Origin of the sequence: Micromonospora sp. NPDC004540, assembly GCF_040610095.1 — a bacterium.
Classification (GTDB): domain Bacteria; phylum Actinomycetota; class Actinomycetes; order Mycobacteriales; family Micromonosporaceae; genus Micromonospora.
The window spans coordinates 1-21,732 of record NZ_JBEXLR010000106.1 but is presented as its reverse complement, the minus strand read 5'-3'; the positions used below and the strand labels follow the sequence as shown (position 1 = coordinate 21,732).

At 71.6% G+C, this 21,732-nt stretch carries 18 protein-coding genes; 7 read left to right on the top strand and 11 right to left on the bottom strand.

The genetic code is table 11. The features are described from left to right. Positions 1-463 (top strand): cellulose binding domain-containing protein (locus tag ABZV78_RS26785; RefSeq protein WP_355642869.1); only part of this gene is annotated, 463 nt, incomplete at its 5' end. Between the two features lie 74 nt (positions 464-537). Here ABZV78_RS26785 and ABZV78_RS26780 read toward each other — a convergent pair. The 5 genes from ABZV78_RS26780 to ABZV78_RS26760 form a co-directional block, all read right to left on the bottom strand. Next, a complete protein-coding gene (locus ABZV78_RS26780; RefSeq protein WP_355642868.1) occupies positions 538-2,163 on the bottom strand; it encodes a glycoside hydrolase family 13 protein in 1,626 nt (541 codons plus the stop codon). A 112-nt stretch (positions 2,164-2,275) separates the two neighbouring features. After that, the gene (locus tag ABZV78_RS26775) at positions 2,276-3,163 is read right to left on the bottom strand and encodes a carbohydrate ABC transporter permease (RefSeq protein ID WP_355642867.1); all 888 of its coding nucleotides are present in this window, start codon (positions 3,161-3,163) and stop codon (positions 2,276-2,278) included. A 12-nt stretch (positions 3,164-3,175) separates the two neighbouring features. Then, positions 3,176-4,132: a sugar ABC transporter permease gene (locus ABZV78_RS26770; protein WP_355642865.1), complete on the bottom strand. Its 957-nt coding sequence runs from the start codon at positions 4,130-4,132 to the stop codon at positions 3,176-3,178. A gap of 81 nt (positions 4,133-4,213) precedes the next feature. Then, the gene (locus tag ABZV78_RS26765; RefSeq protein ID WP_355642863.1) at positions 4,214-5,593 is read right to left on the bottom strand and encodes an extracellular solute-binding protein; all 1,380 of its coding nucleotides are present in this window, start codon (positions 5,591-5,593) and stop codon (positions 4,214-4,216) included. Positions 5,594-5,917: 324 nt separating this feature from the next. After that, positions 5,918-6,919, bottom strand: a complete 1,002-nt coding sequence (locus tag ABZV78_RS26760; protein WP_355642861.1) for a LacI family DNA-binding transcriptional regulator — start codon at positions 6,917-6,919, stop codon at positions 5,918-5,920. Between the two features lie 250 nt (positions 6,920-7,169). On the opposite strand from ABZV78_RS26760, the gene ABZV78_RS26755 reads away from it, so the two are divergent. Continuing rightward, positions 7,170-9,206: a glycosyl hydrolase family 28-related protein gene (locus ABZV78_RS26755; RefSeq protein ID WP_355642859.1), complete on the top strand. Its 2,037-nt coding sequence runs from the start codon at positions 7,170-7,172 to the stop codon at positions 9,204-9,206. A gap of 72 nt (positions 9,207-9,278) precedes the next feature. Here the strand turns inward: ABZV78_RS26755 and ABZV78_RS26750 are convergent, their stop codons facing one another. After that, on the bottom strand, positions 9,279-10,055 hold the full coding sequence (locus ABZV78_RS26750) for an alpha/beta hydrolase (protein ID WP_355642857.1): 777 nt from the start codon (positions 10,053-10,055) through the stop codon (positions 9,279-9,281). A 56-nt stretch (positions 10,056-10,111) separates the two neighbouring features. Here ABZV78_RS26750 and ABZV78_RS26745 point away from each other — a divergent pair, with 56 nt between their 5' ends. Then, a complete protein-coding gene (locus ABZV78_RS26745) occupies positions 10,112-10,642 on the top strand; it encodes a PadR family transcriptional regulator (RefSeq protein WP_355642855.1) in 531 nt (176 codons plus the stop codon). A gap of 43 nt (positions 10,643-10,685) precedes the next feature. Here ABZV78_RS26745 and ABZV78_RS26740 read toward each other — a convergent pair whose 3' ends face one another. The 5 genes from ABZV78_RS26740 to ABZV78_RS26720 form a co-directional block, all read right to left on the bottom strand. Then, on the bottom strand, positions 10,686-15,194 hold the full coding sequence (locus ABZV78_RS26740; RefSeq protein WP_355642854.1) for a HAMP domain-containing protein: 4,509 nt from the start codon (positions 15,192-15,194) through the stop codon (positions 10,686-10,688). A gap of 228 nt (positions 15,195-15,422) precedes the next feature. Further along, on the bottom strand, positions 15,423-16,235 hold the full coding sequence (locus ABZV78_RS26735; RefSeq protein ID WP_355642852.1) for a SigB/SigF/SigG family RNA polymerase sigma factor: 813 nt from the start codon (positions 16,233-16,235) through the stop codon (positions 15,423-15,425). Between the two features lie 154 nt (positions 16,236-16,389). After that, positions 16,390-16,950 carry a GerMN domain-containing protein gene (locus ABZV78_RS26730; RefSeq protein WP_355642850.1) on the bottom strand — a complete coding sequence of 187 codons (561 nt, stop codon included), beginning with the start codon at positions 16,948-16,950 and terminating at the stop codon, positions 16,390-16,392. After that, complete coding sequence (locus ABZV78_RS26725; protein ID WP_355642849.1) at positions 16,947-18,296, bottom strand: HAMP domain-containing sensor histidine kinase; 1,350 nt, start codon at positions 18,294-18,296, stop codon at positions 16,947-16,949. Before ABZV78_RS26725 ends, ABZV78_RS26730 begins: the two co-directional genes overlap by 4 nt. Beyond that, positions 18,293-18,967 carry a response regulator transcription factor gene (locus ABZV78_RS26720; protein ID WP_355642847.1) on the bottom strand — a complete coding sequence of 225 codons (675 nt, stop codon included), beginning with the start codon at positions 18,965-18,967 and terminating at the stop codon, positions 18,293-18,295. The genes ABZV78_RS26725 and ABZV78_RS26720 overlap by 4 nt, the downstream gene beginning before the upstream one ends. Before the next feature lie 140 nt (positions 18,968-19,107). Here ABZV78_RS26720 and ABZV78_RS26715 point away from each other — a divergent pair, with 140 nt between their 5' ends. The 4 genes from ABZV78_RS26715 to ABZV78_RS26700 all read left to right on the top strand — a co-directional run. Next, positions 19,108-19,422, top strand: a complete 315-nt coding sequence (locus ABZV78_RS26715; protein ID WP_355642846.1) for a hypothetical protein — start codon at positions 19,108-19,110, stop codon at positions 19,420-19,422. Then, a complete protein-coding gene (locus tag ABZV78_RS26710) occupies positions 19,419-20,012 on the top strand; it encodes an STAS domain-containing protein (protein ID WP_355642844.1) in 594 nt (197 codons plus the stop codon). Before ABZV78_RS26715 ends, ABZV78_RS26710 begins: the two co-directional genes overlap by 4 nt. A 21-nt stretch (positions 20,013-20,033) precedes the next feature. Beyond that, entirely contained in the window at positions 20,034-20,651 is a 618-nt protein-coding gene (locus tag ABZV78_RS26705; RefSeq protein WP_355642842.1) for an IS607 family transposase, read from the top strand. Beyond that, positions 20,648-21,732: hypothetical protein (locus ABZV78_RS26700; RefSeq protein WP_355642841.1), on the top strand; the 1,085-nt coding region annotated here is incomplete at its 3' end. The genes ABZV78_RS26705 and ABZV78_RS26700, both read left to right, overlap by 4 nt.

The window sequence follows — 21,732 nt, the reverse complement described above, 5'->3', positions numbered from 1 at the left end:
TGTCGTCCGAGATGCCGATGCCGGTGTCGATCACCGTGAACGCGATGGCCTGCCGCGGGCCACGCCGTCGGCCAGCCGCCGCAGCGTCGCGCCGGACCCGACCCCGTCCGCCTCCCCCACCCGTGCGCCGAGCCCCAGCCCGTCGCCGGCCGCTCCGTTGACGGCGAGCTACGAGACGGTGTCCGACCGGGTCTTCGGCTACCGGGGCCAGGTGGTGCTCGCCAATCCCGGTTCGGCGGCGCGGCCCGGGTGGGCGGTGACCGTGACGCTCGGCGACGGCGCCACCGTCGGCAGCGTCAACGGGGCCGAGGCCAAGCAGGACGGGACGGTGGTCACCTTCACCGGCACGGCGCTGCCGGCGGGCGGGTCGACCACCATCCGGTTCGACGTGCGGGACCCCGACCTGACGGCCACCGGGCCCGAGGGCTGCACGGTGGACGGCGCGGCCTGCGCCGGGACGTGAGCGGCGCGGCCCGGGCCAGTAGTGGTCCGGACGGGCGCCGGCGGCCGGGACGGGCCGCCGACGCCGGGGACGGGTCAGCGGGTCCGCAGCCAGACCGCGGTGTCCGGTGGCAGCCGGTCGTCGTCGAGCGGCCCGCTGGCCAGCAGCAGCCGCTCGTGCCCGGGCAGCGGGACGGCGGCGGCGGAGAGGTTGACCAGGCAGGTGAAGCCGGGGTCCCGGGCGAAGGCGAGCACCCGGTCGGGGGCGGGCAGCCAGGTGAGGGCGCCGTCGCCGAGCGCGGCCTCGGACCGGCGGATCGCGATGGCCGCCCGGTAGAGCTCCAGCATCGAGTGCGGGTCGCCGGTCTGGGCGCGGACCGTGCGGTCCTTCCAGTCGGCGGGCTGGGGCAGCCAGGGCGCGGCGGCCGCGCCGTCGGGGCTGAACCCGAACGGCGGGGCGTCACCGGCCCAGGGCAACGGCACCCGGCAGCCGTCCCGGCCGGGGTCGACCCGGCCGGAGCGTTCCCACATCGGGTCCTGGCGCAGCTCGTACGGGATGTCCTCGACCTCCCAGAGCCCCAACTCCTCGCCCTGGTAGACGTACGCGGCGCCGGGCAGCGCCAGGGACAGCAGCGCGGCGGCCCGGGCCCGGCGGGTGCCGAGCTCCAGGTCGGTGGGCACGCCCTCGCGCTTGGCGGCGAAGCTGAACCTGGTGTCCGCCCGGCCGTAACGGGTGACGTGCCGGGTGACGTCGTGGTTGGAGAGCACCCAGGTGGCCGGCGCGCCGACCGGCGCATGCGCGCTGAGCGTGCCGTCGATGCTCTCGCGCAGCGCCGCGGCGTCCCAGGCGCAGCCGAGGAAGTCGAAGTTGAAGGCCGCGTGCAGCTCGTCCGGGCGCAGGTAGTTGGCGAACCGCTGCCGGTCCGGCAGCCACACCTCGCCGATCAGCGCCCGGTCGCCGGGGTAGGAGTCGGCCACCCGCCGCCAGCCCTGGTAGATCTCGTGCACCCCGTCGAGGTCGCGGAAGGGGTGCGGCCGGTCCGGCCGGGTCTCGGGCAGCGCCCCGTCCTTGACCAGCAGCCCGGCCGAGTCGATCCGGATGCCGTCCACCCCGCGGTCGAACCAGAACCGCAGGATGTCCTCGAACTCGGCGCGCACCCGCGGGTGGTCCCAGTTGAAGTCCGGCTGCTCGGGGGCGAACAGGTGCAGGTACCAGTCGCCGGGGGTGCCGTCCGGGTTGACGGTCCGGGTCCAGGTCGGGCCGCCGAACTCGCCGACCCAGTCGGTGGGCCGCTCGTCGCCGTCCGGGCCGCGACCGGGGCGGAACCAGAACAGCTCCCGCTCGGGCGCGTCCGGTCCGCCGGCGAGGGCCGCCTGGAACCAGGGGTGCGCGTCGGAGCAGTGGTTCGGCACCACGTCGACGATGGTCCGGATGCCCAGCTCGTGCGCCTCCCTGATGAGCGCCTCCGCCTCGGCGAGGGTGCCGAAGACCGGGTCGATGTCGCGGTAGTCGGCCACGTCGTAGCCGGCGTCGGCCATCGGGGAGGGGTACCAGGGGCTGAACCAGATCGCGTCGATGCCGAGCTCGGCCAGGTAGTGGAGCCGGGACCGGATGCCGGCGATGTCGCCGACGCCGTCGCCACCGCCGTCGGCGAAGCTCCGGGGGTACACCTGGTAGATCACCGCTCCACGCCACCACGGACCACTGTCTGCTGTGGACACGAGCACCTGCTTTCTGGGTCGGTACGTCGGCGGGTTCGCCGGACCTGAATGTGTGCCGGGCGAACGGTCGTTGTTCGCCGCGGGAGGGGTTCGCCTGGTGACGGGCCGGCGGTCAGCCCTTGAGGCTGCCGGTGGTCAGGCCGGACATGATGTTGCGCTGGAAGATCAGGAAGATGACGACGGTCGGGATCGCGGCGATGACCGAGGCGGCGATCACCACGTTCATGGGGGTCCCGCCCGAGAAGGCGTAGATGCCGACGCTGACCGTCCTCGTCTCGGGCGACGGCATGACCAGTTTCGGCCAGAGAAAGTCCTTCCAGACGGCCGTCACCGCGAAGATCGAGACCACGCCGAGGATGGGGCGCGACATCGGCAGGATGATCGACCAGAGGGTGCGCAGGGGCGTCGCCCCGTCCACGAGGGCCGCCGCCATGAGGTCCTCCGGGATCGAGTCGAAGAACCGCTTCAGCAGGAAGATGTTGAACGCGTTCGCGACCAGGGGCAGCCAGATCGCGAACGGCGAGTCGAGCAGGTTGAGGTGCAGGATCGGCAGGTCGATCACCGTCACGTACTGCGGGACGATGAGCACCATCGCCGGGATCATCAGCGTCGCCAGCATCAGGCCGAGGATCGCGTTGCCGAAGACCGGCCGGAGCTTCGACAGGGAGTACGCCGCGGCGGTATCGAGGACAAGCTGGAACAGCACCGCGCCGGTCGCGTAGTAGAACGTGTTGAACAGCAGCTTGGCGAGGTTCAGGTTGGTCCAGGCGTCGACGTAGTTCTGCGGCTGGGGATCCTTCGGAAACAGCGACGGCGGGGTCTGCGCGATCTCCTGGCCGGACTTGAGCGCGCCGGTGACCATCCAGTAGAGCGGCCCGATGAAGACGAGCGTGAACCCGACCACGACGACGGCGAGCAGCGTCCAGTAGAGCACCCGGCCGCGCCCCCGCTGGAGCTGGGCCTGGGAGATGAGGGTCCGGGTCCCGGAGTCCTGTGCCATGGGGTGTCCGTTCTAGTCCTGTTTCGCGGTCAGCCGCACGTAGACGGCGGAGAAGCCGGCCAGCACCACGAGCATGATCACGCCGAGCGCCGCGGCGCCGTTGAGGTCGTTCTGGAAGAAGCCGTGCTGGTAGATGAGGTACGCCACCGAGGTCGCCGAGTCCCCGGTGCCCGCGCCGTTGGCGAGGATCAGCGGCTCGATGAAGAGCTGCATGGTGGCGACGATCTGCAGCATCGCCAGGAGCGCGAGGATGAGCCGGGTCTGCGGGATGGTCACGTGCCGGATCCGCCGCCAGATCCCGGCGCCGTCGAGTTCGGCCGCCTCGTAGAGCTCGCCGGGGATGTTCTGCAGCGCCGCCAGGTAGATGAGCACCGCGCTGCCCATGTTCATCCAGGTCGACGCGAGCACCATGGCCGGCATGGTCATCCCGGGTGACTGCATCCACTCCGACGTCGGCAGGTGCAGCGCCTTGAGGATCGCGTTGAACAGCCCCGCCTCGCTGGGGTCGTAGGCGTAGAACTTGAACAGGAACAGCGCCGAGGCCGGCGGCAGCATCACCGGCAGGTAGACCAGGATCCGCAGGTAGCCCTTGGCGTGGCGGAACTCGTTGAGCAGGATCGCCACGAAGAACGGCACCGCGTAGCCGAGGACGAGCGCGAGGACCGTGAAGTAGAACGTGTTCTTCCAGGCGGTCCAGAAGCTGGGGTCGTCGATGATCCGGGCGTAGTTGTCCCAGCCCACCCAGGTCGTCTCGCCGCGGCGGGTGCGCTGGAAGCTCATCACGATGCCGCGGAGCATCGGGTACCAGGAGAAGACGGCGAAGCAGAGGACCGCCCCGATCAGGAACGCGTGCCCGGTGAGGTTGTCGCGTGCCTTGCGGCTGAGACCCGTCCGCCGGCGTGCTGAGGGGTACGGCGGCTCGGGGCGACCCGGTTGTCTGGTGGTACCCGGGACGGTGGTGATCGCCAAGGCGTCTCCTGCGGAAGTGGTGGGTCGGACGGTGCGGGGCGGGGCGTGGGGGCCGGCGCGCCGACCCCCACGCCCGTCGACTCAGCTCCCGGCGGCCAGCAGCTGGTTGACCTTGCCCTCGGCCGTCTTGAGCAGCGCGTCGATGTTCGCGTTCGGGTTCGTCAGCACCCCGGACATCGCGGCGTCGAGCACCGCGTAGATCGCCTGCGCGTTGCGGGGCTCACCCTTGATCGGCACCGGGTTCGCCTCGAAGACCGCGAAGTTCGCGGTGTCGACGTTCGCGTTCGCCTTGCGCAGCTCGAGCTCCTGCTTCTGCGCCTCGCTGCCGTTCGCGAAGAGCAGCGGCTGGGGCAGGCCCACCGGGTAGTTCTGCGGCTTGGCCCGGACGTAGTCGAACTGGCCCTTGCCCGGCGTCAGCTTCTGGTAGGCGATCCACTTCAGACCGGCCTTGACCTGCTCGGGGGTGAGGCCCTTCTTGAAGAAGTAGCCCTCGCCGCCGCCGAGCGTCGCCTTCGCCGAACCGTCCTGGCCGGGCAGCGGGCCCATCGCCCAGTCCTGGAACTTGCCCTGGAACTGGCTGACGATCGCCTGGGTGGCGTCGGGGGCGCCGATGAACATGCCGACCTTGCCCGCGCCGGCGTTGGTCAGCAGGTCGCCCCACTGCAGCAGCTGGCGGCTGCCCATGCTGTTGTCGCCGTACCGCATGTCCTTGAGGTTCTGCAGGACCTGCTTGCCCATCGCGTTGTTGAAGTCGGCCTTCTTGCCGTCCTCGCTCAGCACCTGGCCGCCCTGGGAGTAGAGCAGGGAGGTGAAGTGCCAGCCGCCGGTGTTGCCGGCGCTGTACTCCGAGTAGCCGGCGATGCCGTTGCCCAGGGCGGAGATCTTCTTGGCCGCCTCCCGGACCTCCGCCCAGGTCTTGGGCGGGTTGTTCACGTCGAGGCCGGCCCGCTGGAACAGCACCTTGTTGTAGACCAGGCCCATCGAGTAGTTCTTCACCGGAACGGCGTAGAGCTTGCCGCCGTCGGTGAAGACCCCCTTGAGCGCCGGGTCGACGCTGTCCCAGGTCGGGACCGTGTCCTTGTTGGCGTACTCGGTGATGTCCATGGCCTGACCGGAGTCGAGCACCTGCTGGAGATCGGTCATGTACCCGTAGAACACGTCGGTCACGGTGCCGCCGGCGAGGCGGGCGGTGAAGTCCGGCGGGTTGTTGCACTGCTCGCCGACGCTGACGCTCTTGATGACGATGTTCGGGTTCTGCCGCTGGAACTCGGCTACGTCGTCGTTCCAGTTCTTCAGCAGCTCTTTCTGGGAGCCGACCGGCTGGCAGTCGACGGTGATGGTGACCTTGCCGCTGGCGTCCTTCGCCGCGTCGTCGCTCTTCGTGGAGCAAGCCGCCAGGCTGAGCCCCAGGCCGGCCACGAGCGCTATCGCCGCAGCCTTCCGGTACTGCGGTACGGACATCTGTCCATCCCTTCGGGGAACGGGTGTATCCATGGCCTTCGCTTGATCTGCCGTGATCGCCATGCCCGGCGTCGGGGCCGGGTGTGAGTGGAGTCACTGTAGCGAGGCGGACTCATTGCAGCAAGGTTGCGACTGTGCGTTGAAAGGACGTGACTTCGTAACGACAGATGTTGACAGGCTCGCGGGACAGGGCCGGTTCTCGGCGTTCGTCGCTTCGGTCCGAACCGGCCGGCAACGACGAAACGGCCGCCGACCGCAGGCAGCGGTCGACGGCCGGAAAGGCGGGTCCGGAGCGGTGGCGTCAGTCGACGCCCGGCGGGGTGGTCAGCGGCCGGGGGCGGGCGCGGTGGAGCCGCGGACCACCAGCTCGGGCTCGAACAGCAACTCGTCGTGCAGCACGCCGGCTCCCTCGATCTGGGTGACCAGCAGGTCCACGGCGGCCTGCCCCATCGTCTCGATCGGCTGCCGCACCGTGGTCAACGGCGGATCGGTGCAGGTCATGAACGCGGAGTCGTCGAAGCCCACCACGGACACGTCGGCCGGCACCGCACAGCCGAGCCGCCGCGCCGCGCGGATGGTGCCCAGGGCCAGCACGTCGCTGGCGCAGATGATGCCGGTGACACCCCGCTCGATCAGCTTGGTCGCCGCGACCCGCGCTCCCTCCATCGAGAAGCTGGACCGCTCCACGTACGAGCTGTCGTCGGCCCAGCCCGCGGCCTGGATCATCGCGGCCAGCTTGCGTCGGGAGGGGACGTGCCCCTCCGGGCCGAGCACCATGCCGATCCGGTCGTGCCCGAGCGAGCGCAGGTGCCCGTACGCCTGCTCCACCGCCACCGCGTCGTCGGTCGAGACCCGGGGGAAGCCCAGTTCGTCGACGCCCGCGTTGACCAGCACCACGGGCAGGCCCCGGTCGGTCAGCCGGCGGTAGTGCTCGTGCGTGGCGTCGGCGAGGGCGTACGAGCCGCCCGCGAAGATCACCCCGGACACCTGGTGGTCGAGGAGCATCTCGACGTAGTCCGACTCGGAGACCCCGCCGATCGTGCGGGCGCAGAGCGCGGGGGTGAAGCCCCGCTGCGCGAGGGAGCCGGTCACGACCTCGGCCAGCGCCGGGAAGATCGGATTCTGCAGCTCGGGCAGGACCAGGCCGACCAGCCGGGCCCGCTCGCCGCGCAGCTTGGTCGGGCGCTCGTAGCCGAGCACGTCGAGCGCGGTCAGCACCGCGGTCCGGGTCGCCTCGGACACGCCCCCGCGCCCGTTGAGCACCCGGCTCACGGTCGCCTCGCTGACGCCCGCCTTGCGGGCCACCTCCGTCAACCGCTTCGTCACGGCGGCAATCGTACGTCGTGTTCTTGCAAGAAATGAACAAGGCCCTGACGGCGGGCAGCCTGGCCGGGCCCGCCGCGTGTCCGCCGGACGGCCGTCGCAGGCGTTGTCACGCCTCGCAAGATTCGAACAAACAGGCGCTTGAATATCGACAAATCCCGGGAATAGCATGAAGCACCTTGTCGGCGGGCGCGTCCCCTCCGCGCCGACGCCACCACCGTCTCCCCCGTCCCGGTGAAAGTGGGTAGTCCGAATGCAGCGGAGCGTGGAAGGCGCGGCGGGCCGGCGCCCGGCCGTGCCGATCGCCAGGATCCTCGCGGCGGCGGCCACCGCCGTCGCGCTGGCCGTACCGACCGGGAGCGCCGCCCTGGCGGCCGGCCCCGCCGGCCCGACCCCGGTGGTCACCCGGGCCGGCCTCGACCCGGCGCTGGTCGCCGGCCGGGGCGCCACCGTGGACTTCGTCGAGCAGGAGGCCGAGCAGGCCCGGACCACCGGCACGGTGATCGGCCCGGACCGGGCCGCCTACACCCTCGCCGGCGAGGCGTCCGGGCGGCAGGCCGTCCGCCTCTCCCCCGGCCAGTACGTCGAGTTCACCCTTCCCAGGGCGACCAACGCGCTCACCGTCCGGTACAGCATCCCCGATGCGCCCGGCGGCGGCGGGATCACCGCGCCGCTGCGCGTCGCCGTCGGCCGCGGACCGGCCCGCACCATGACGCTCACCTCGCAGTACGCCTGGCTCTACAACCAGTACCCGTTCACCAACGACCCCGACGCCGACCTGCTCCACCCCGACTGGTGGATCACCGAGTGCTCCTGCGTACCGGCGGCCACCACGCCCGCGCCGACCATCACCAAGCCGTTCCGGCCGCACCACTTCTACGACGAGCAGCGGCTGCTGCTGGGCCGCACCCACCGGGCCGGCGAGGTGGTGCGGTTGACCGCGCCGACCGGCACGGCCGCGGCGTGGACCGTGATCGACCTGCTCGACGCGCACCTCGTCGCCCCGCCCCGGGTGCTGCCCCGCGCGGTGAACGTGCTGGCCTTCGGCGCCGACCCGACCGGCCGGCGGGAGTCCGCCGACGCCTTCGACCGGGCCGTCGCGTACGCCCGCCGGGTGGACCGCACGCTGTACCTGCCGCCGGGGACCTACCAGGTGAACCGGCACATCACCGTCGACGACGTGACCATCGTGGGCGCCGGCAGCTGGTACACCGTCGTCAAGGGACGCGAGGTCGCCCTGGACGCCCCGGCCCCCGACGGCTCGGTGCACACCGGCGTCGGCTTCTACGGCCGCGACGCCGCCGACGGCGGCAGCAGCGACGTCCACCTCTCCGGCTTCGCCGTCGAGGGCGACGTGCGCGAACGCATCGACACCGACCAGGTCAACGCCGTCGGCGGGGCGCTCAACCACTCCACCGTCGACGGCCTCTACCTGCACCACACCAAGGTCGGCCTGTGGTTCGACGGCCCGATGACCGACCTGCGCGTCACCAACACGGTCATCGCCGACCAGATCGCCGACGGGCTCAACTTCCACACCGGCGTCACCCACTCCTCGATCTCGAACAGCTTCATCCGCAACACCGGTGACGACGCGCTGGCCATGTGGTCGGAGCGGACCGGCAACGCCGACAACACCTTCGACCACAACACGGTGCAGTCCCCGGTCCTGGCCAACGGCATCGCCCTCTACGGCGGCACCGACCTCACCGTCTCGCACAACCTGATCGCCGACCCGGTCCGTGAAGGCAGCGCCATCCAGGTCGGCTCCCGGTTCGGCGCCGAGCCGTTCACCGGCCAGCTCCGGATCACCGGCAACACCACGGTCCGGGCCGGCACCTACGACCTGAACTGGAACATCGGCCTCGGCGCGATCTGGTTCTACGCCCTGGACCGCAGCATCGACGCCGACATCCAGGTGGTCGGCGACCGCTACCTCGACAACACCTACAACGCGATCATGCTGGTCAGCGACTGGCCGGTGAAGGACGCTGTATCGATCAGCAACGTCCACTTCCGCGACATCCAGGTCGACGGCACCGGCACCTCGGTGGTGAGCGCCCGGACCGCCGGCTTCGCGTCCTTCGCCGACGTGGACGCGCGCAACGTCGGCGCGGTCGGGGTGAACAACTGCGGGTCGTTCCACTTCACCCCGGCCGGGTCGGAGTTCGGCCTCACCGACCTCGGCGGCAACGACGGCGGCTGGCTCGCCCCCTGGCTGCTGCCGAACACCATCACCTGCGACGACCGCCCGCCGGTGGTGCCGCCGCCGGCGCCGACGCCGTGGTGACGTGATCAGTTCCGGAGCGGCCCGGCGGGCAGGATGCCCCGCCGGGCCGCAATCCATGAGCTGAAGGCGGGCTCAGTCGCGCAGCGCCGCCTGTACGACGAGGGCGAAGCCCGGCACGTTGTCGACCATGATGTTGTGTCCGCAGTCGGGGACCGCCACCACGTCGACGCCTGCGCCGGCCAGTCGGTCGGCGTCGAACCGTGGCCCGTCGGCCGCCGGATACAGGAACGTCCGAGGTATCGGCAGCTTTTCCAGGCTTTCGCGCGTCGCGGCCTCGGTGCCGCACAGCAGGTTGATCGCACTGCGATATAGGGCCTGTGGCCCGGCCAGGCGCATCGTGGCTGCCCATTCCGGGCCGACGAACTCGAGCGTCTCGTCCCAGCCACGGTCCAGGAATTCCTTCTCGGTGTGGTAGACCCCGATGCCCGAGCTGCCCGGTCGCTTGACGGTGGGCAGCTCACGCACCGGGTCGAGGGGCGCGTCGACCAGAACGAGCCGGCGCACCAGCCAGGGGTGCCGTGCGGCCAGGGTGATCGCCACCGCGCCGCCCATGCTGTGTGCGACCACGTCGGCGCCGCTCACCTGAGCCTGTTGGAGCGCGCGGGCCAGGACGTCGGCGTGCATCTGCAGGGTGTAGGCGGCGTCCTGCGGGCGGTCGCTGATTCCGAACCCCAGCAAGTCGACCATCAGGGAGCGATGGCCGGCCAGGGCCGGGTGCGCCACCGCGGCAGCGTAGTAGGGCGTGGAGCTTGCGCCGAGGCCGTGGAGGTAGACACGGGTGGGCTCGGCGCCGGGGATCTCGACCCAGCGCACGCGGGAACCGTCGGGAAGTACCTGAGCGCTCTGCATGATCGGCACAATACCTCGGGTCCGAGGTATCTCGGCAAGGGGGTATTATCTCGATCATGCTGGAGCTCGCGATCCTCGGCTTCCTTCAGGACGGACCGTTGCACGGCTACGACCTGCGCAAACGCGTCGCTGCCCTGACCGGGCACGTCCGCCCCATCGCGGACGGCACGCTCTATCCCCTGCTCAAGCGGATGGAAGCGGCCGGCCTGCTGTCCCGGGAACTGCAGCCCGGTCAGGTGGCCGCACCCCGGCACATGCTGTCGTTGACCGAGGCGGGCGCCAAGGTGCTGCACGACCGGCTACGCGAACCCGACGAGCTGTTCATTACCGACGAGAATCGGTGGTTCACCATGCTCGCCTTCCTGCGCCACCTCGACGACCCGGCCGCGCAGGCCGCCGTGCTGCGGCGCAGGCTGCACTTCCTCACCCAGCCGGCCAGCTTCTTCTGGGACGGCGACCGGCCGCTGCGTGCCGCCGACTTCGACGACGCCTTCCGGCAGGGACTGTTCACGATCGCGACCGCGACAACGCATGCCGAGCTGAAATGGCTCCGCCAGACACTGGCCGCCCTGGAGCAGGCTTCCTGACGCTTGCCGCGGCCGGCCCGACAGCTACACGGTGCGGCTCGGGTCAGCTGGTCAGCCAGCGGTGGATGCAGGTGAGCAGGTCCTCCGCGTCGACCGGCTTCGTGACGTAGTCGCTGGCGCCGGAGGAGAGGCTCTTCTCCCGGTCCCCGCGCATCGCCTTCGCGGTCACCGCGATGATCGGCAGGTCCGCGTAGCGGGGCATGGCGCGGATCGCGGCGGTGGCCGCGTACCCGTCCATCTCAGGCATCATGACGTCCATCAGCACGAGGTCGATGTCGTCGTGCCGCATCAGCGTCTCGACGCCCTTGCGGCCGTTCTCCGCGTAGACCACGTCCATGCCGTGCAGTTCGAGGATGTTGGTCAGGGCGAAGACGTTGCGGGCGTCGTCGTCCACGACCAGCACCTTGCGGCCGGACAGCTCGCGGGCGACCGGGTCGCCGACCGGGCTGCGGTCGCCGGCCGGGGCCGGGAACGACGGCACCCGCTCCGGGGCGTCCGCCGTCAGGTGCAGCACGATGCGCTCCCGCAGCTCGTCGAGGCTGCCGAGCAGTTCCAGCGGGCGGTCCGCGGCCATCCCCTGGAGCAGGGTGTCCTGCCCGCCCGCGAGCGGCTGCCCGTGGTACGCCAGCACCGGCAGGCCCCGCAGGCCGGGGTGCTCGTGCAGCGCCTTGAGCAGCGCCGTGCCGTGCTCGTCGGCCGGGTCGAGCTGCACCACGAGCAGGTGGTGGCGGTGCCGGGCCAGCGTGCCGACCGCCGACTCGACGTCCACCGCGGTGGTCACCTCGACCGGGCCGCCGGTCTCCGTGGCCACACCGCGGACCAGGAGCGTGAGCAGCCCCTTCTCGTGCGGCTCGAGCACCAGCACCCGCCGCTGCTGCTGCTCGACCCAGCGCTGGGCCTCCGACTCGACGGGAGCCGCCGTCGCCGCGGCCGGGAGGCCGGCGCTGCTGTCGGGCAGCGACGCGGTGGCCGTGGCGGGCAGGTAGAGGGTGAAGGTGCTGCCCTGGCCGAGGACGCTCTTCGCGGTGATCTGGCCGCCGAGCAGCCGGGCGATCTCCCGGCTGATGGACAGGCCCAGGCCGGTGCCGCCGTACCGCCGGCTGGTGGTGCCGTCGGCCTGCTGGAACGCGTCGAAGATGGCGGTCAGGTGCTGCTCGGCGATGCCGATTCCGGTGTCGACGACCCGGAACGCGATGACCGTCTCCGCCGGCGGCATGTCGGCCGGCAACTCGTCCGGGCGGGCCCGCTCGATGCGCAGCTGGACCCGGCCCTTCTCGGTGAACTTGACCGCGTTGGAGACCAGGTTGCGCAGCACCTGCCGCAGCCGCTGCTCGTCGGTGTGCAGCCGGGCCGGCACGTCGGGGCCGGTGACCAGGTCCAGCTCCAGCCCGCGCGGCGTGGTGAGCGGGCGGAACGTGGCGTCGACGTAGTCGCGCAGCGTGGACAGCTCGAACGTCTCCGGGTTGATGTCCATCTTGCCGGCCTCGACCTTGGACAGGTCGAGGATGTCGTTGATGAGCTGGAGCAGGTCGGCGCCGGCCGAGTGGATGACCGTGGCGTACTCGACCTGCTTCGGGGTGAGGTTGCGGTTGGGGTTCTGGGCCAGCAACTGGGCGAGGATGAGCAGCGAGTTCAGCGGCGTACGCAGCTCGTGGCTCATGTTGGCCAGGAACTCCGACTTGTACTTCGAGGCCAGCGCGAGCTGCTGGGCGCGGGTCTCCAGCTCCTGGCGGGCCTGCTCGATCTCGGAGTTCTTCGTCTCGATGTCGTGGTTCTGGCGGGCCAGCAGGGCGGCCTTCTCCTCCAGCTCGGCGTTGGAGCTCTGGAGTTCCTCGGAGCGGGCCTGCAACTCCTCCGAGCGGGCCCGGAGCTCGGCCGCCAGCCGCTGCGACTCGGTCAGCAGCACGTCGGTGCGGGCGTTGGCGACGATGGTGTTGACGTTGACGCCGATGGTCTCGGTGAGCTGGTCGAGGAAGTCGCGCTGGATCTCGGTGAACCGGTTCATGCCGGCCAGCTCGATGACGCCGAGGACCTGGTCCTCGAAGAGGATCGGCAGCACCACCAGGTGCAGCGGCACGGCCGCGCCCAGGCTCGACGAGACGGTGACGTAGTCGGCGGGCACGGCGTCCACCACGATGGCCCGCTTGCTGAGCGCGGCCTGCCCGACCAGCGAGTCGCCGAGGGCGTACCGGCGGCGGGTGGCGTCGTGGCCGTAGCCGCCGACCACCCGCAGGCCCCGGCCGTCGGCGGCCTCGTCGACCAACAGGAACGTGCCGAGCTGCGCGGAGACCAGCGGGGCAAGCTCGTTCATCACCAGCCCGGCCACCACCTCCAGGTCCCGGTGGCCCTGCATGAGGCCGGAGATGCGGGCCAGGTTGGTCTTGAGCCAGTCCTGTTCCTGGTTGGTCCGGGTGGTCTCGCGCAGCGACTCCACCATGGAGTTGATGTTGTCCTTCAGCTCGGAGACCTCGCCGGAGGCGTCGACCGTGATCGAGCGGGTCAGGTCGCCGGTGGCGACCGCGCTGGTCACCTCGGCGATGGCGCGCACCTGCCGGGTCAGGTTCCCGGCCAGCTCGTTGACGTTCTCGGTGAGCCGCTTCCAGGTGCCGGAGACGCCCTCCACCTCGGCCTGGCCGCCGAGGCGGCCCTCGCTGCCGACCTCCCGCGCGACCCGGGTGACCTCGGCCGCGAAGCTGGAGAGCTGGTCGACCATCGTGTTGATGGTGGTCTTGAGCTCCAGGATCTCGCCGCGGGCGTCCACGTCGATCTTCTTGGTCAGGTCGCCCTGCGCCACGGCGGTGGTCACCTGGGCGATGTTGCGCACCTGGCCGGTGAGGTTGTTCGCCATGGAGTTGACGTTGTCGGTCAGGTCCTTCCAGGTGCCGGCCACGTTCGGCACCCGGGCCTGGCCGCCGAGCTGCCCCTCGGTGCCGACCTCGCGGGCCACCCGGGTGACCTCGTCGGCGAACGCGCTGAGCGTGCCGACCATCGTGTTGATGGTCTGGGCGAGCACGGCGACCTCGCCCTTGGCCTCGACGGTGATCTGCCGGCTCAGGTCGCCCTGGGCGACCGCGGTGGCGACCAGCGCGATGGAGCGCACCTGGTTGGTCAGGTTGTTCGCCATCTCGTTGACGTTGTCGGTCAGGTCCTTCCAGGTGCCGGCCACGTTGGAGACCCGGGCCTGGCCGCCGAGCCGGCCCTCGGTGCCCACCTCGCGGGCCACCCGGGTGACCTCGTCGGCGAACGCGGAGAGCTGGTCGACCATCGTGTTGATGGTCTCCTTCAGGGCGAGGATCTCGCCCCGGGCGTCCACCCGGATCTTCTGCGTCAGGTCGCCCTTGGCGACCGCGGTGGTGACCTCGGCGATGCTGCGGACCTGGGCGGTGAGGTTGTCCGCCATGACGTTCACCGACTCGGTGAGGTCCTTCCAGGTGCCCGAGACGCCCTTGACGTCGGCCTGGCCGCCGAGGCGGCCCTCGGTGCCGACCTCACGGGCCACCCGGGTGACCTCGTCGGCGAACGAGGATAGCTGGTCCACCATCGTGTTGATGGTGTTCTTCAGCTCCAGGATCTCGCCGTGCGCGGTGACGGTGATCTTCTGCGAGAGGTCGCCCCGGGCCACCGCGGTGGCCACCTGGGCGATGCTGCGCACCTGGTCGGTGAGGTTGACCGCCATCGAGTTCACCGAGTCGGTCAGGTCGCGCCAGGTGCCGGCGACGCCGCTGACCTGGGCCTGACCGCCGAGCCGGCCGTCGGTGCCGACCTCCCGGGCCACCCGGGTCACTTCGTCGGCGAACGAGGAGAGCTGGTCGACCATCGTGTTGATGGTGCTCTTGAGCTCGAGGATCTCGCCCCGGGCGTCGACGGTGATCTTCTGCGACAGGTCGCCCCGGGCCACCGCCGTGGTCACCTGGGCGATGTTGCGGACCTGGCTGGTCAGGTTGCCGGCCATGAAGTTCACCGAGTCGGTGAGGTCCCGCCAGGTGCCGGCCACGCCGGGCACCTCGGCCTGACCGCCCAGCCGGCCCTCGCTGCCGACCTCCCGGGCCACCCGGGTCACCTCGTCGGCGAACGAGGAGAGCTGGTCGACCATCGTGTTGATGGTGACCTTGAGCTCCAGGATCTCGCCGCGCACGTCGACGGTGATCTTCTGCGACAGGTCGCCGCGGGCCACCGCCGTGGCCACCTCGGCGATGTCGCGGACCTGGTCGGTCAGGTTGCCGGCCATCGCGTTCACCGAGTCGGTGAGGTCCTTCCAGGTGCCGGAGACGCCGGGCACGTCGGCCTGGCCGCCGAGCTGCCCTTCGGTGCCGACCTCCCGGGCCACCCGGGTGACCTCGGAGGTGAACAGGGAGAGCTGGTCGACCATGCCGTTGAAGACGGTGGCGATCTCGCCGAGCAGCCCGTCGGCGTCCTCCGGCAGGCGGGTGCCGAAGTCGCCGTCCCGGACCGCGGTGAGACCGGCCAGCAGCTGGCGGAGGTCCGGGTCGGCCACCGGGGCGCCGGCCGCCGGAGTCGTGTCGCGTCGCCGCGGGATCGTCTGATCGACCACCACTACCGCCTCTGTGCCAGCCGAGCGGCGGATGGCCCTCGGCAACGATTGCAACCGCGCAAGTATGCACCGCCCTGCCCCGCCCCGCCGGGCAGGCGGGGCGGGGCAGGTTGGAGCGCAAGACGCACCGCCACCGAGGGGAGTCGGTGGCGGTGCGCAGGCCCGGGGCGAGGCGGCAGCGCTCGCGTGTGCCGGGAAGGACTCGGGCGGGTGTGCCGCCCGGCCGGATCAGGCCTCGGTGAGCTGGCCGCGCAGCTTGGTCAGCGCGCGGGCGAGCAGCCGGGACACGTGCATCTGGGACACGCCGACCCGGGCGGCGATCTCGCTCTGGGTCAGGTTGCCGTAGAAGCGCAGGGTGAGGATCTTCTGCTCGCGCTCGTCGAGGGTGGCGAGCGCCGGGCCCAGCGAGGCGCGCAGCTCGGCCAGCTCGTACTCGTTGTCCTCGGTGCCCAGGGTGTCGCCCAACTCGGTGGCGCTGTCGCCGTCGCCGATCGGGGTGGAGAGCGAGACGGCGTTGTAGGCGCGGGCGCCCTCCAGGCCCTCGAGCACCTCCTCCTCGGTGAGGTCGAGGTGGGTGGCGATGTCGGCCACGGTCGGGGCCCGGTTGAGGCTCTGGGTCAGGGTGCTGTTCGCCTCGGAGATGCGCAGCCGCAGCTCCTGGAGGCGGCGCGGGACCCGGATGTTCCAGGTGCGGTCGCGGAAGTGCCGCTTGATCTCGCCGAGGATGGTCGGGATGGCGAAGCCGGCGAAGTCCACGCCCCGGGAGGCGTCGAACCGGTCCACCGCCTTGATCAGGCCGAGGGCCGCGGTCTGGGCCAGGTCGCCGGCCGGCTCGCCGCGGCCGCTGTAGCGGGCGGCGAGGTGGTTGGCGAGCGGCAGCCACGCCTCGATGACCTGGTTCCGCAGCGCCGGCCGCTCCGGGTGGCCCTCGGGCAGCGCGGACAGGGCGCCGATCAGCTCGCTGGCGCGGGTCTCCTCGCCGGTCACCGCCGCGCGGTGCACCTCGCTGGTCGTCGTCGGCGCGATGGTCGTCGTGGTCATGCTGGCCTTCCTGTCCTGAGGAGAACGGGTGCCTCCCAGCACCGGTCGTGCCAGCCACCCTAGACCAAAGGTTGCCGCGTAATCAACCGAACGGACGATGGATGTTTCGCCCAACATCTGACAAATACGCCGTGACCCGAGCCATTTCCGACCATCAGCGGTGCAGCAGCGGCCGGTAGTCGGCGGCGGTGAGCGGCAACGCGGACAGGTTGCCGTCGGCCCTCGGCACCTCCAACGGCTGCCCGTCCCGGCGGAACGCGACGCTGTCCACGTCGGGGCGCTGGGTCAGCGTGCAGACGATCTGCCCGAAGGCGAGGACCTCGTCGTTGCGGCCGGTCTCCTCGCCGACCTGCCGCACGTCGACGGTGGCCACGGTGCCGGTCAGGGTGGCCCCGGCCACCGCGACCGTGCCCGGCAGGGCGGTGGCCAGCCCGCGGTCCCGCTCCGCGCCGTCCGGCCCGGCCAGCAGGTGTTGCAGGTGGCCGTCCACGCCGGGCAGGTCGTCGACCCGGCGGGCCACCGCCGCCAGCCCGTCGTCCCGGACGAAGCAGAGCGGCTCGTCCACCCGTCCGTCCGGGTCGGCGGTCGCCGTGCCCGCCGGGGTCGGAAAGCCGCCGGCCGGGGGCCGCACCCGGCGGGGCTCGTCGTCGACCGGCACCCCGCAGCCGCCGACCAGCGCCGCGGCGAGCAACGCCGGGAGCAACCGGCGGCTCATCCGCCGGCCCCCGGCAGCTCGACCCGGAATCGGGCACCCCGGTCCCGGTCCACCACGGCCGCGTGCCCGCCGTGCGCGGCGGCGTGCTGGGCCACCAGGGCGAGCCCGAGGCCGGTGCCGTCGGTGCCGGCCCGGGCGTGCGCGGCCCGGCCGCGGACGAAGCGGTCGAAGATGACCTCCCGGTCGGCCGCCGGCACGCCCGGCCCGTCGTCGTCGACGTCGAGCACGCCGATCCCGTCGCGCATCCCGAGGCGTACGGCGACCGGGCCGCCGCCGTAGCGCACGGCGTTGTCGAGCAGGTTCAGCAGGATCTGCTCGACCCGGCGCCGGTCCACCCGCCACCGGCCCGGGGTGCCCTCGGCCACCTCGACCAGGCTCTCCGGCAGCGACCGTTCCCGGCAGGCGGCGCGGGCCAGCGCGGCCACGTCGACCGTGTCGCGGTGGGCGGGCTGCTCGGTGCGGGCCAGCTGGATCAGGTCGTCCACCAGGCGCTGGAACCGGGTCACCTCATCGGCGACCAGCCCCGCCGCGGTGGCGGTGCGCTCGTCCTGATGCTCCCGACGGCGGGTCAGCACGCTCGCGGCGGCGGCCAGGGTCTGCAACGGGGAGCGCAGCTCGTGGCTGACGTCGGCGGCGAACCGGCGGTCCCGCTCGATCCGCCGCACCAGCTGGTCGACCATGTGGTTGAACGAGGTGGAGAGCCGGGTGAGGTCCGGGTCGGTGGTGGGGTCGAGCCGCGTGGCGAAGTCGCCGGCGGCGATCCGCTCGGCGGCGTCGGCGACCGCGGTGAGCGGCCGGACGCTGTGCCGGGTCGCGTACCAGCCGAGGGCGGCGCCGGCCCCGGCGACCATGATGGCCACCGCGGTCAGCGCCAGCCCGACCACCTGGAACGTCTCCTCGACCTCGCGCAACGAGGTCAGCTCGTAGTAGCCCAGCTCGCCGGCGAGCGGGACGCCGACCAGCAGGGTGGGCTGCCCGTCCAGGCGGACCCGTTGCACGGCCGGCTGGCCGGCGGCGACCAGGCGTTGCAGCTCCGCCGGGACGGAGCCGGCGCCGACGTCGGCGGTGCGGGCGTACCAGCCGTCGCGCAGGTGCAGCAGCGGGCGGCGGCTGCTGCCGGTGTCCAGCGAGCGCAACACCGCCACCACGTCCGGGGTCCCGGTGTCCAGTCCGGACCGCACCACCGCGGCGTCGTAGTACGCGGCCCGGACGGCGGTGCGCTCCCGTTCCTCGAGCAGCGAGCGGCGGGTCAGGTCGTACGAGAAGAGGGCCATCACGGCGGCGAGCAGCAACGCGCCGACGGCGAACGCAGCGGTGACCCGGGCGCGCAGTCCGAGACGGGTCATCGCTGGAGCTTGTAACCGAGGCCGCGGAGGGTGACCAGGTGCCGCGGGTTGCCCGGGTCCGGCTCGATCTTCTGCCGCAGCCGGCCCACGTGCACGTCGACCAGCCGCTCGTCGCCGGTCTCGTAGCCCCAGACGCGGCGCAGCAGCTGCTGCCGGGACAGCACCCGCCCGGCGTGCTCGGCCAGCTCGCAGAGCAGCCGGAACTCCGTCCGGGTCACCGCGACGGGCCGGCCGGCGCGGCGGACCTCGCCGGCCTCGGCGCTGATCTCCAGCTCCCCGAAGACCTGGGCGGGAACGGCGGCCGCCACGACCCGGCCGCGCCGGCGCAGGGCCCGCAGCCGGGCGGAGAGCTCCTTGATCGCCACCGGCTTGACCACGTAGTCGTCGGCACCGGCCTCCAAGGCGGCGACGATGTCGTGGGTGTCGTCGCGGGCGCTGACCACCACGATCGGGACGTCGTCGTCGCGGCGCAGCCGGCGGATGCATTCGAACCCGTCGAGGCCGGGCAGCATCAGGTCGACCAGCACGTGGTCGGCCGGGCTGTCCCGCTGCCGGCGCAGCCCCTCCTCCGCGGTCGCCGCCCCGTAGGCGGCGTAGCCCTCCTCCTCCAGGGCGAGCAGCAGCGCGAGCCGGATACGGTCGTCGTCCTCGATCACCAGTACGGCCGTCATATCCGCATCATGACCGGCCGCCCTCAGGTCGCCCAACCGTGTCATCCGTTCCCGGATTTTGTCACGGAACTGTCATACAACCGCGCGACGCCCGCCAAGGCGGCTGCGCAGAGTGGGGCCGGGGCGGACGAGGAGGAACGGTGGACGGCAGCACGCTGGTCGGGGCGCTCGTCGTCGGGCTCGCCGTCGGCGCGCTGGGTCGCCTGGTCGTGCCGGGGCGTACGGCCGCGCCGGTCTGGTTGACCCTCGCGCTCGGGGTGGCCGCCGCGCTGCTCGGCGCGATCGTCGTCGGCGTGGTGGACACCGGTACGGGCGAACCGGCGGTGTGGCCGCTGCTCGTGGAGTCCGGGTTCGCCGCGGTCGCGGTCGTCCTCGCGGTGCTGGCCGCCGGGCGTCCGGCGCCCGGGACGGAACCGCCGCCCCGACCGGGCGCGCGGCGGGAGGAGGGATCGTGACGGTCGTACCGGCCGAGCACCTGATGATGCTCATCTGCGACGGCTGCGGTGACACCGTCACCGGCGCCGGCTGCACCCTGCCGGACGCCGAGGTGGTCTGGACCCTGGTGTTCGAGAACGACTGGGTCGGCTCGGCCTTCGCCTCCGGGCCGCACCACTGCCCGCGATGCAGCGCCCGGGTCACGGTGGACGACGGCGGCCTCGGCGTCGACGACCTGGACGAGGTCGGCGGAGCGCCGGCCGTCCCCGAGGCCGACCCGGCCGAGCAGGTACGCCGGGCGTTGGCCGAGGCGGTCACGGTGGGCGACCGGGTGCTGGTCGACCTCGCGGCCGTTGAGGTGATCGACTCGGCCGGGCTCGGGCTGCTGGTCCGCGCCCACCAGGAGACCCGGCGCGACGGCCGGCGGCTGTGCCTGGTGGCGCCGTCGCGGTTCGTGCTCACCGTGCTGCACACCATGCGGCTGGACGGGGTCTTCGCGGTCTTCGACAGCCGTGTCCGGGCGCTGAGCGGGTCGGCCGGGGCGGCGCCGCCGATGGAGGATGGCGCACGAACAGAAGGAGCAGCTACTAGTGGTTGCTTTCCTTTCTAGAGCTGTCCATAATCGACTGTTGTGGGCAGTGTCTATCGGATTGGCGAGTTCGCCAAGCGGGTGGGCCGTTCGGTGAGCACGGTGCGCCGGTGGGAGGCGGAGGGCCGGATCACGGCCCGTCGTCTGCCGTCAGGTCAGCGGTACTTCGACGATTCGGATGTGCGCCGGGTGCTGCAGCCGGGCTTCGACGTCGACCGGCGGAAGGTTGTGGTGTACTGCCGGGTGTCGTTGCCGGGTCAGAAGGCCGACTTGGCCTCGCAGGTGGCGGCGATGCAACAGTTCTGCCTCGCTCGCGGTCTGGCGGTGGATGAGTGGATCAGCGAGGTCGGTGGCGGGATGAACCTTCGCCGCAAGAAATTCCTGGCGTTGATGGACGCCGTCGACCGGGGTGAGGTCGCCACGCTGGTGGTGGCGCACAAGGACCGGTTGGCCCGGTTCGGGTTCGACTTGCTGGAGCATCTGGCGGCGCGCGGCGGCTGCGAGATCGTCGTGGCCAACCAGGAGTCCCTGTCCCCCCAGCAGGAGATGGTCGAGGACCTCCTGGCCGTCGTGCACACCTTCTCGTGCCGACTGCATGGTTTGCGCCGCTACGAGAAGGAGTTGAAGAGGGCGGACTTGACCGTGGAGGGTGACCGGTGAAGGCCACCCGGATCGCCTACTCGGCCCGACTGAACCCGGGCAAGTACGCCGCCTTGGTGGAGCAGGCCCGCCGGTTGGGCCGGGTGCGCAGCGAGGTGTGGCAGCGCTACGGCTCGATCGCCGGGGTCGGGTCTGGGTTGACAGACCGGCAGGTGCGCGACCGGTGGCTGACCGACGGCACGCACACGTTGTTTGGTGTGCTGGCGAATGCCTGGAAGGAAACCGTCCGCGACGCCATGGCCGACATCGCCGCGAACCTGGCGGCGGCCAAGGTCGACGTCCGGCGGGCGATCAACCGACGCACCAACGATCCGGCCGAATGTAGGCGGATGTTCACGGCGCTGAAGGCCGACCAATGGGCTGACGATCCGTTCCTGGCCCGGCAGATGCGCAAGCATTGGCGGCGGGGTCGCAACCGCACGCACGATCAGATCGTGGTGCGCGCCGACAAGTACAACACCGCCGCCGATGGGCGGGGACGGCTGTGGCTGGCGATTCCCGGCCTTAGACCCCGCAAGTTGGTCAAAATCCCGCTGTCCACGACCGTGGCCCCGACCGGGACGCTGCGGCTGATCGTGCGCGGCGGCCGGGTCGAGGTGCACTACCAGATCGACGCGGGGCAGATGCGGTCGTCGCAGCGGCCGTGCGGCGAGGCGACGATCGGCGTGGACAAGGGCTACACCGAAGCCCTGACCGACTCGGACGGCGAGCCCCACGGTGCAGGGCTCGGCGGGCTGCTGTCCAGTGAGTCGGACCGGTTGAAGGAACGCAACCGGCGCCGGGCGAAGCTACGCTCGATCGCGAACACCGCCGGTCTGCGTGGCGACCACGCGAAAGCGCACCGAATCAAGGCCAACAACCTCGGCACGATCAAGCGGGACCGGCAGGCCGCCCGACATCGGGCGCGGGTGCGCACGGAAATCTTCACCGCGGTGCACGAGGTCGTGGACAAGGCCGCCACCGTGATCGCCGAGGATCTCACCAAACGCTTCACCGGCCGCAAAAACCTTCTCAAGAACGTCAACCGGCGTCTCGCCGCGTGGACCAAAGGAGTCACCGCCGAGGCCCTCAAGAACGTGTC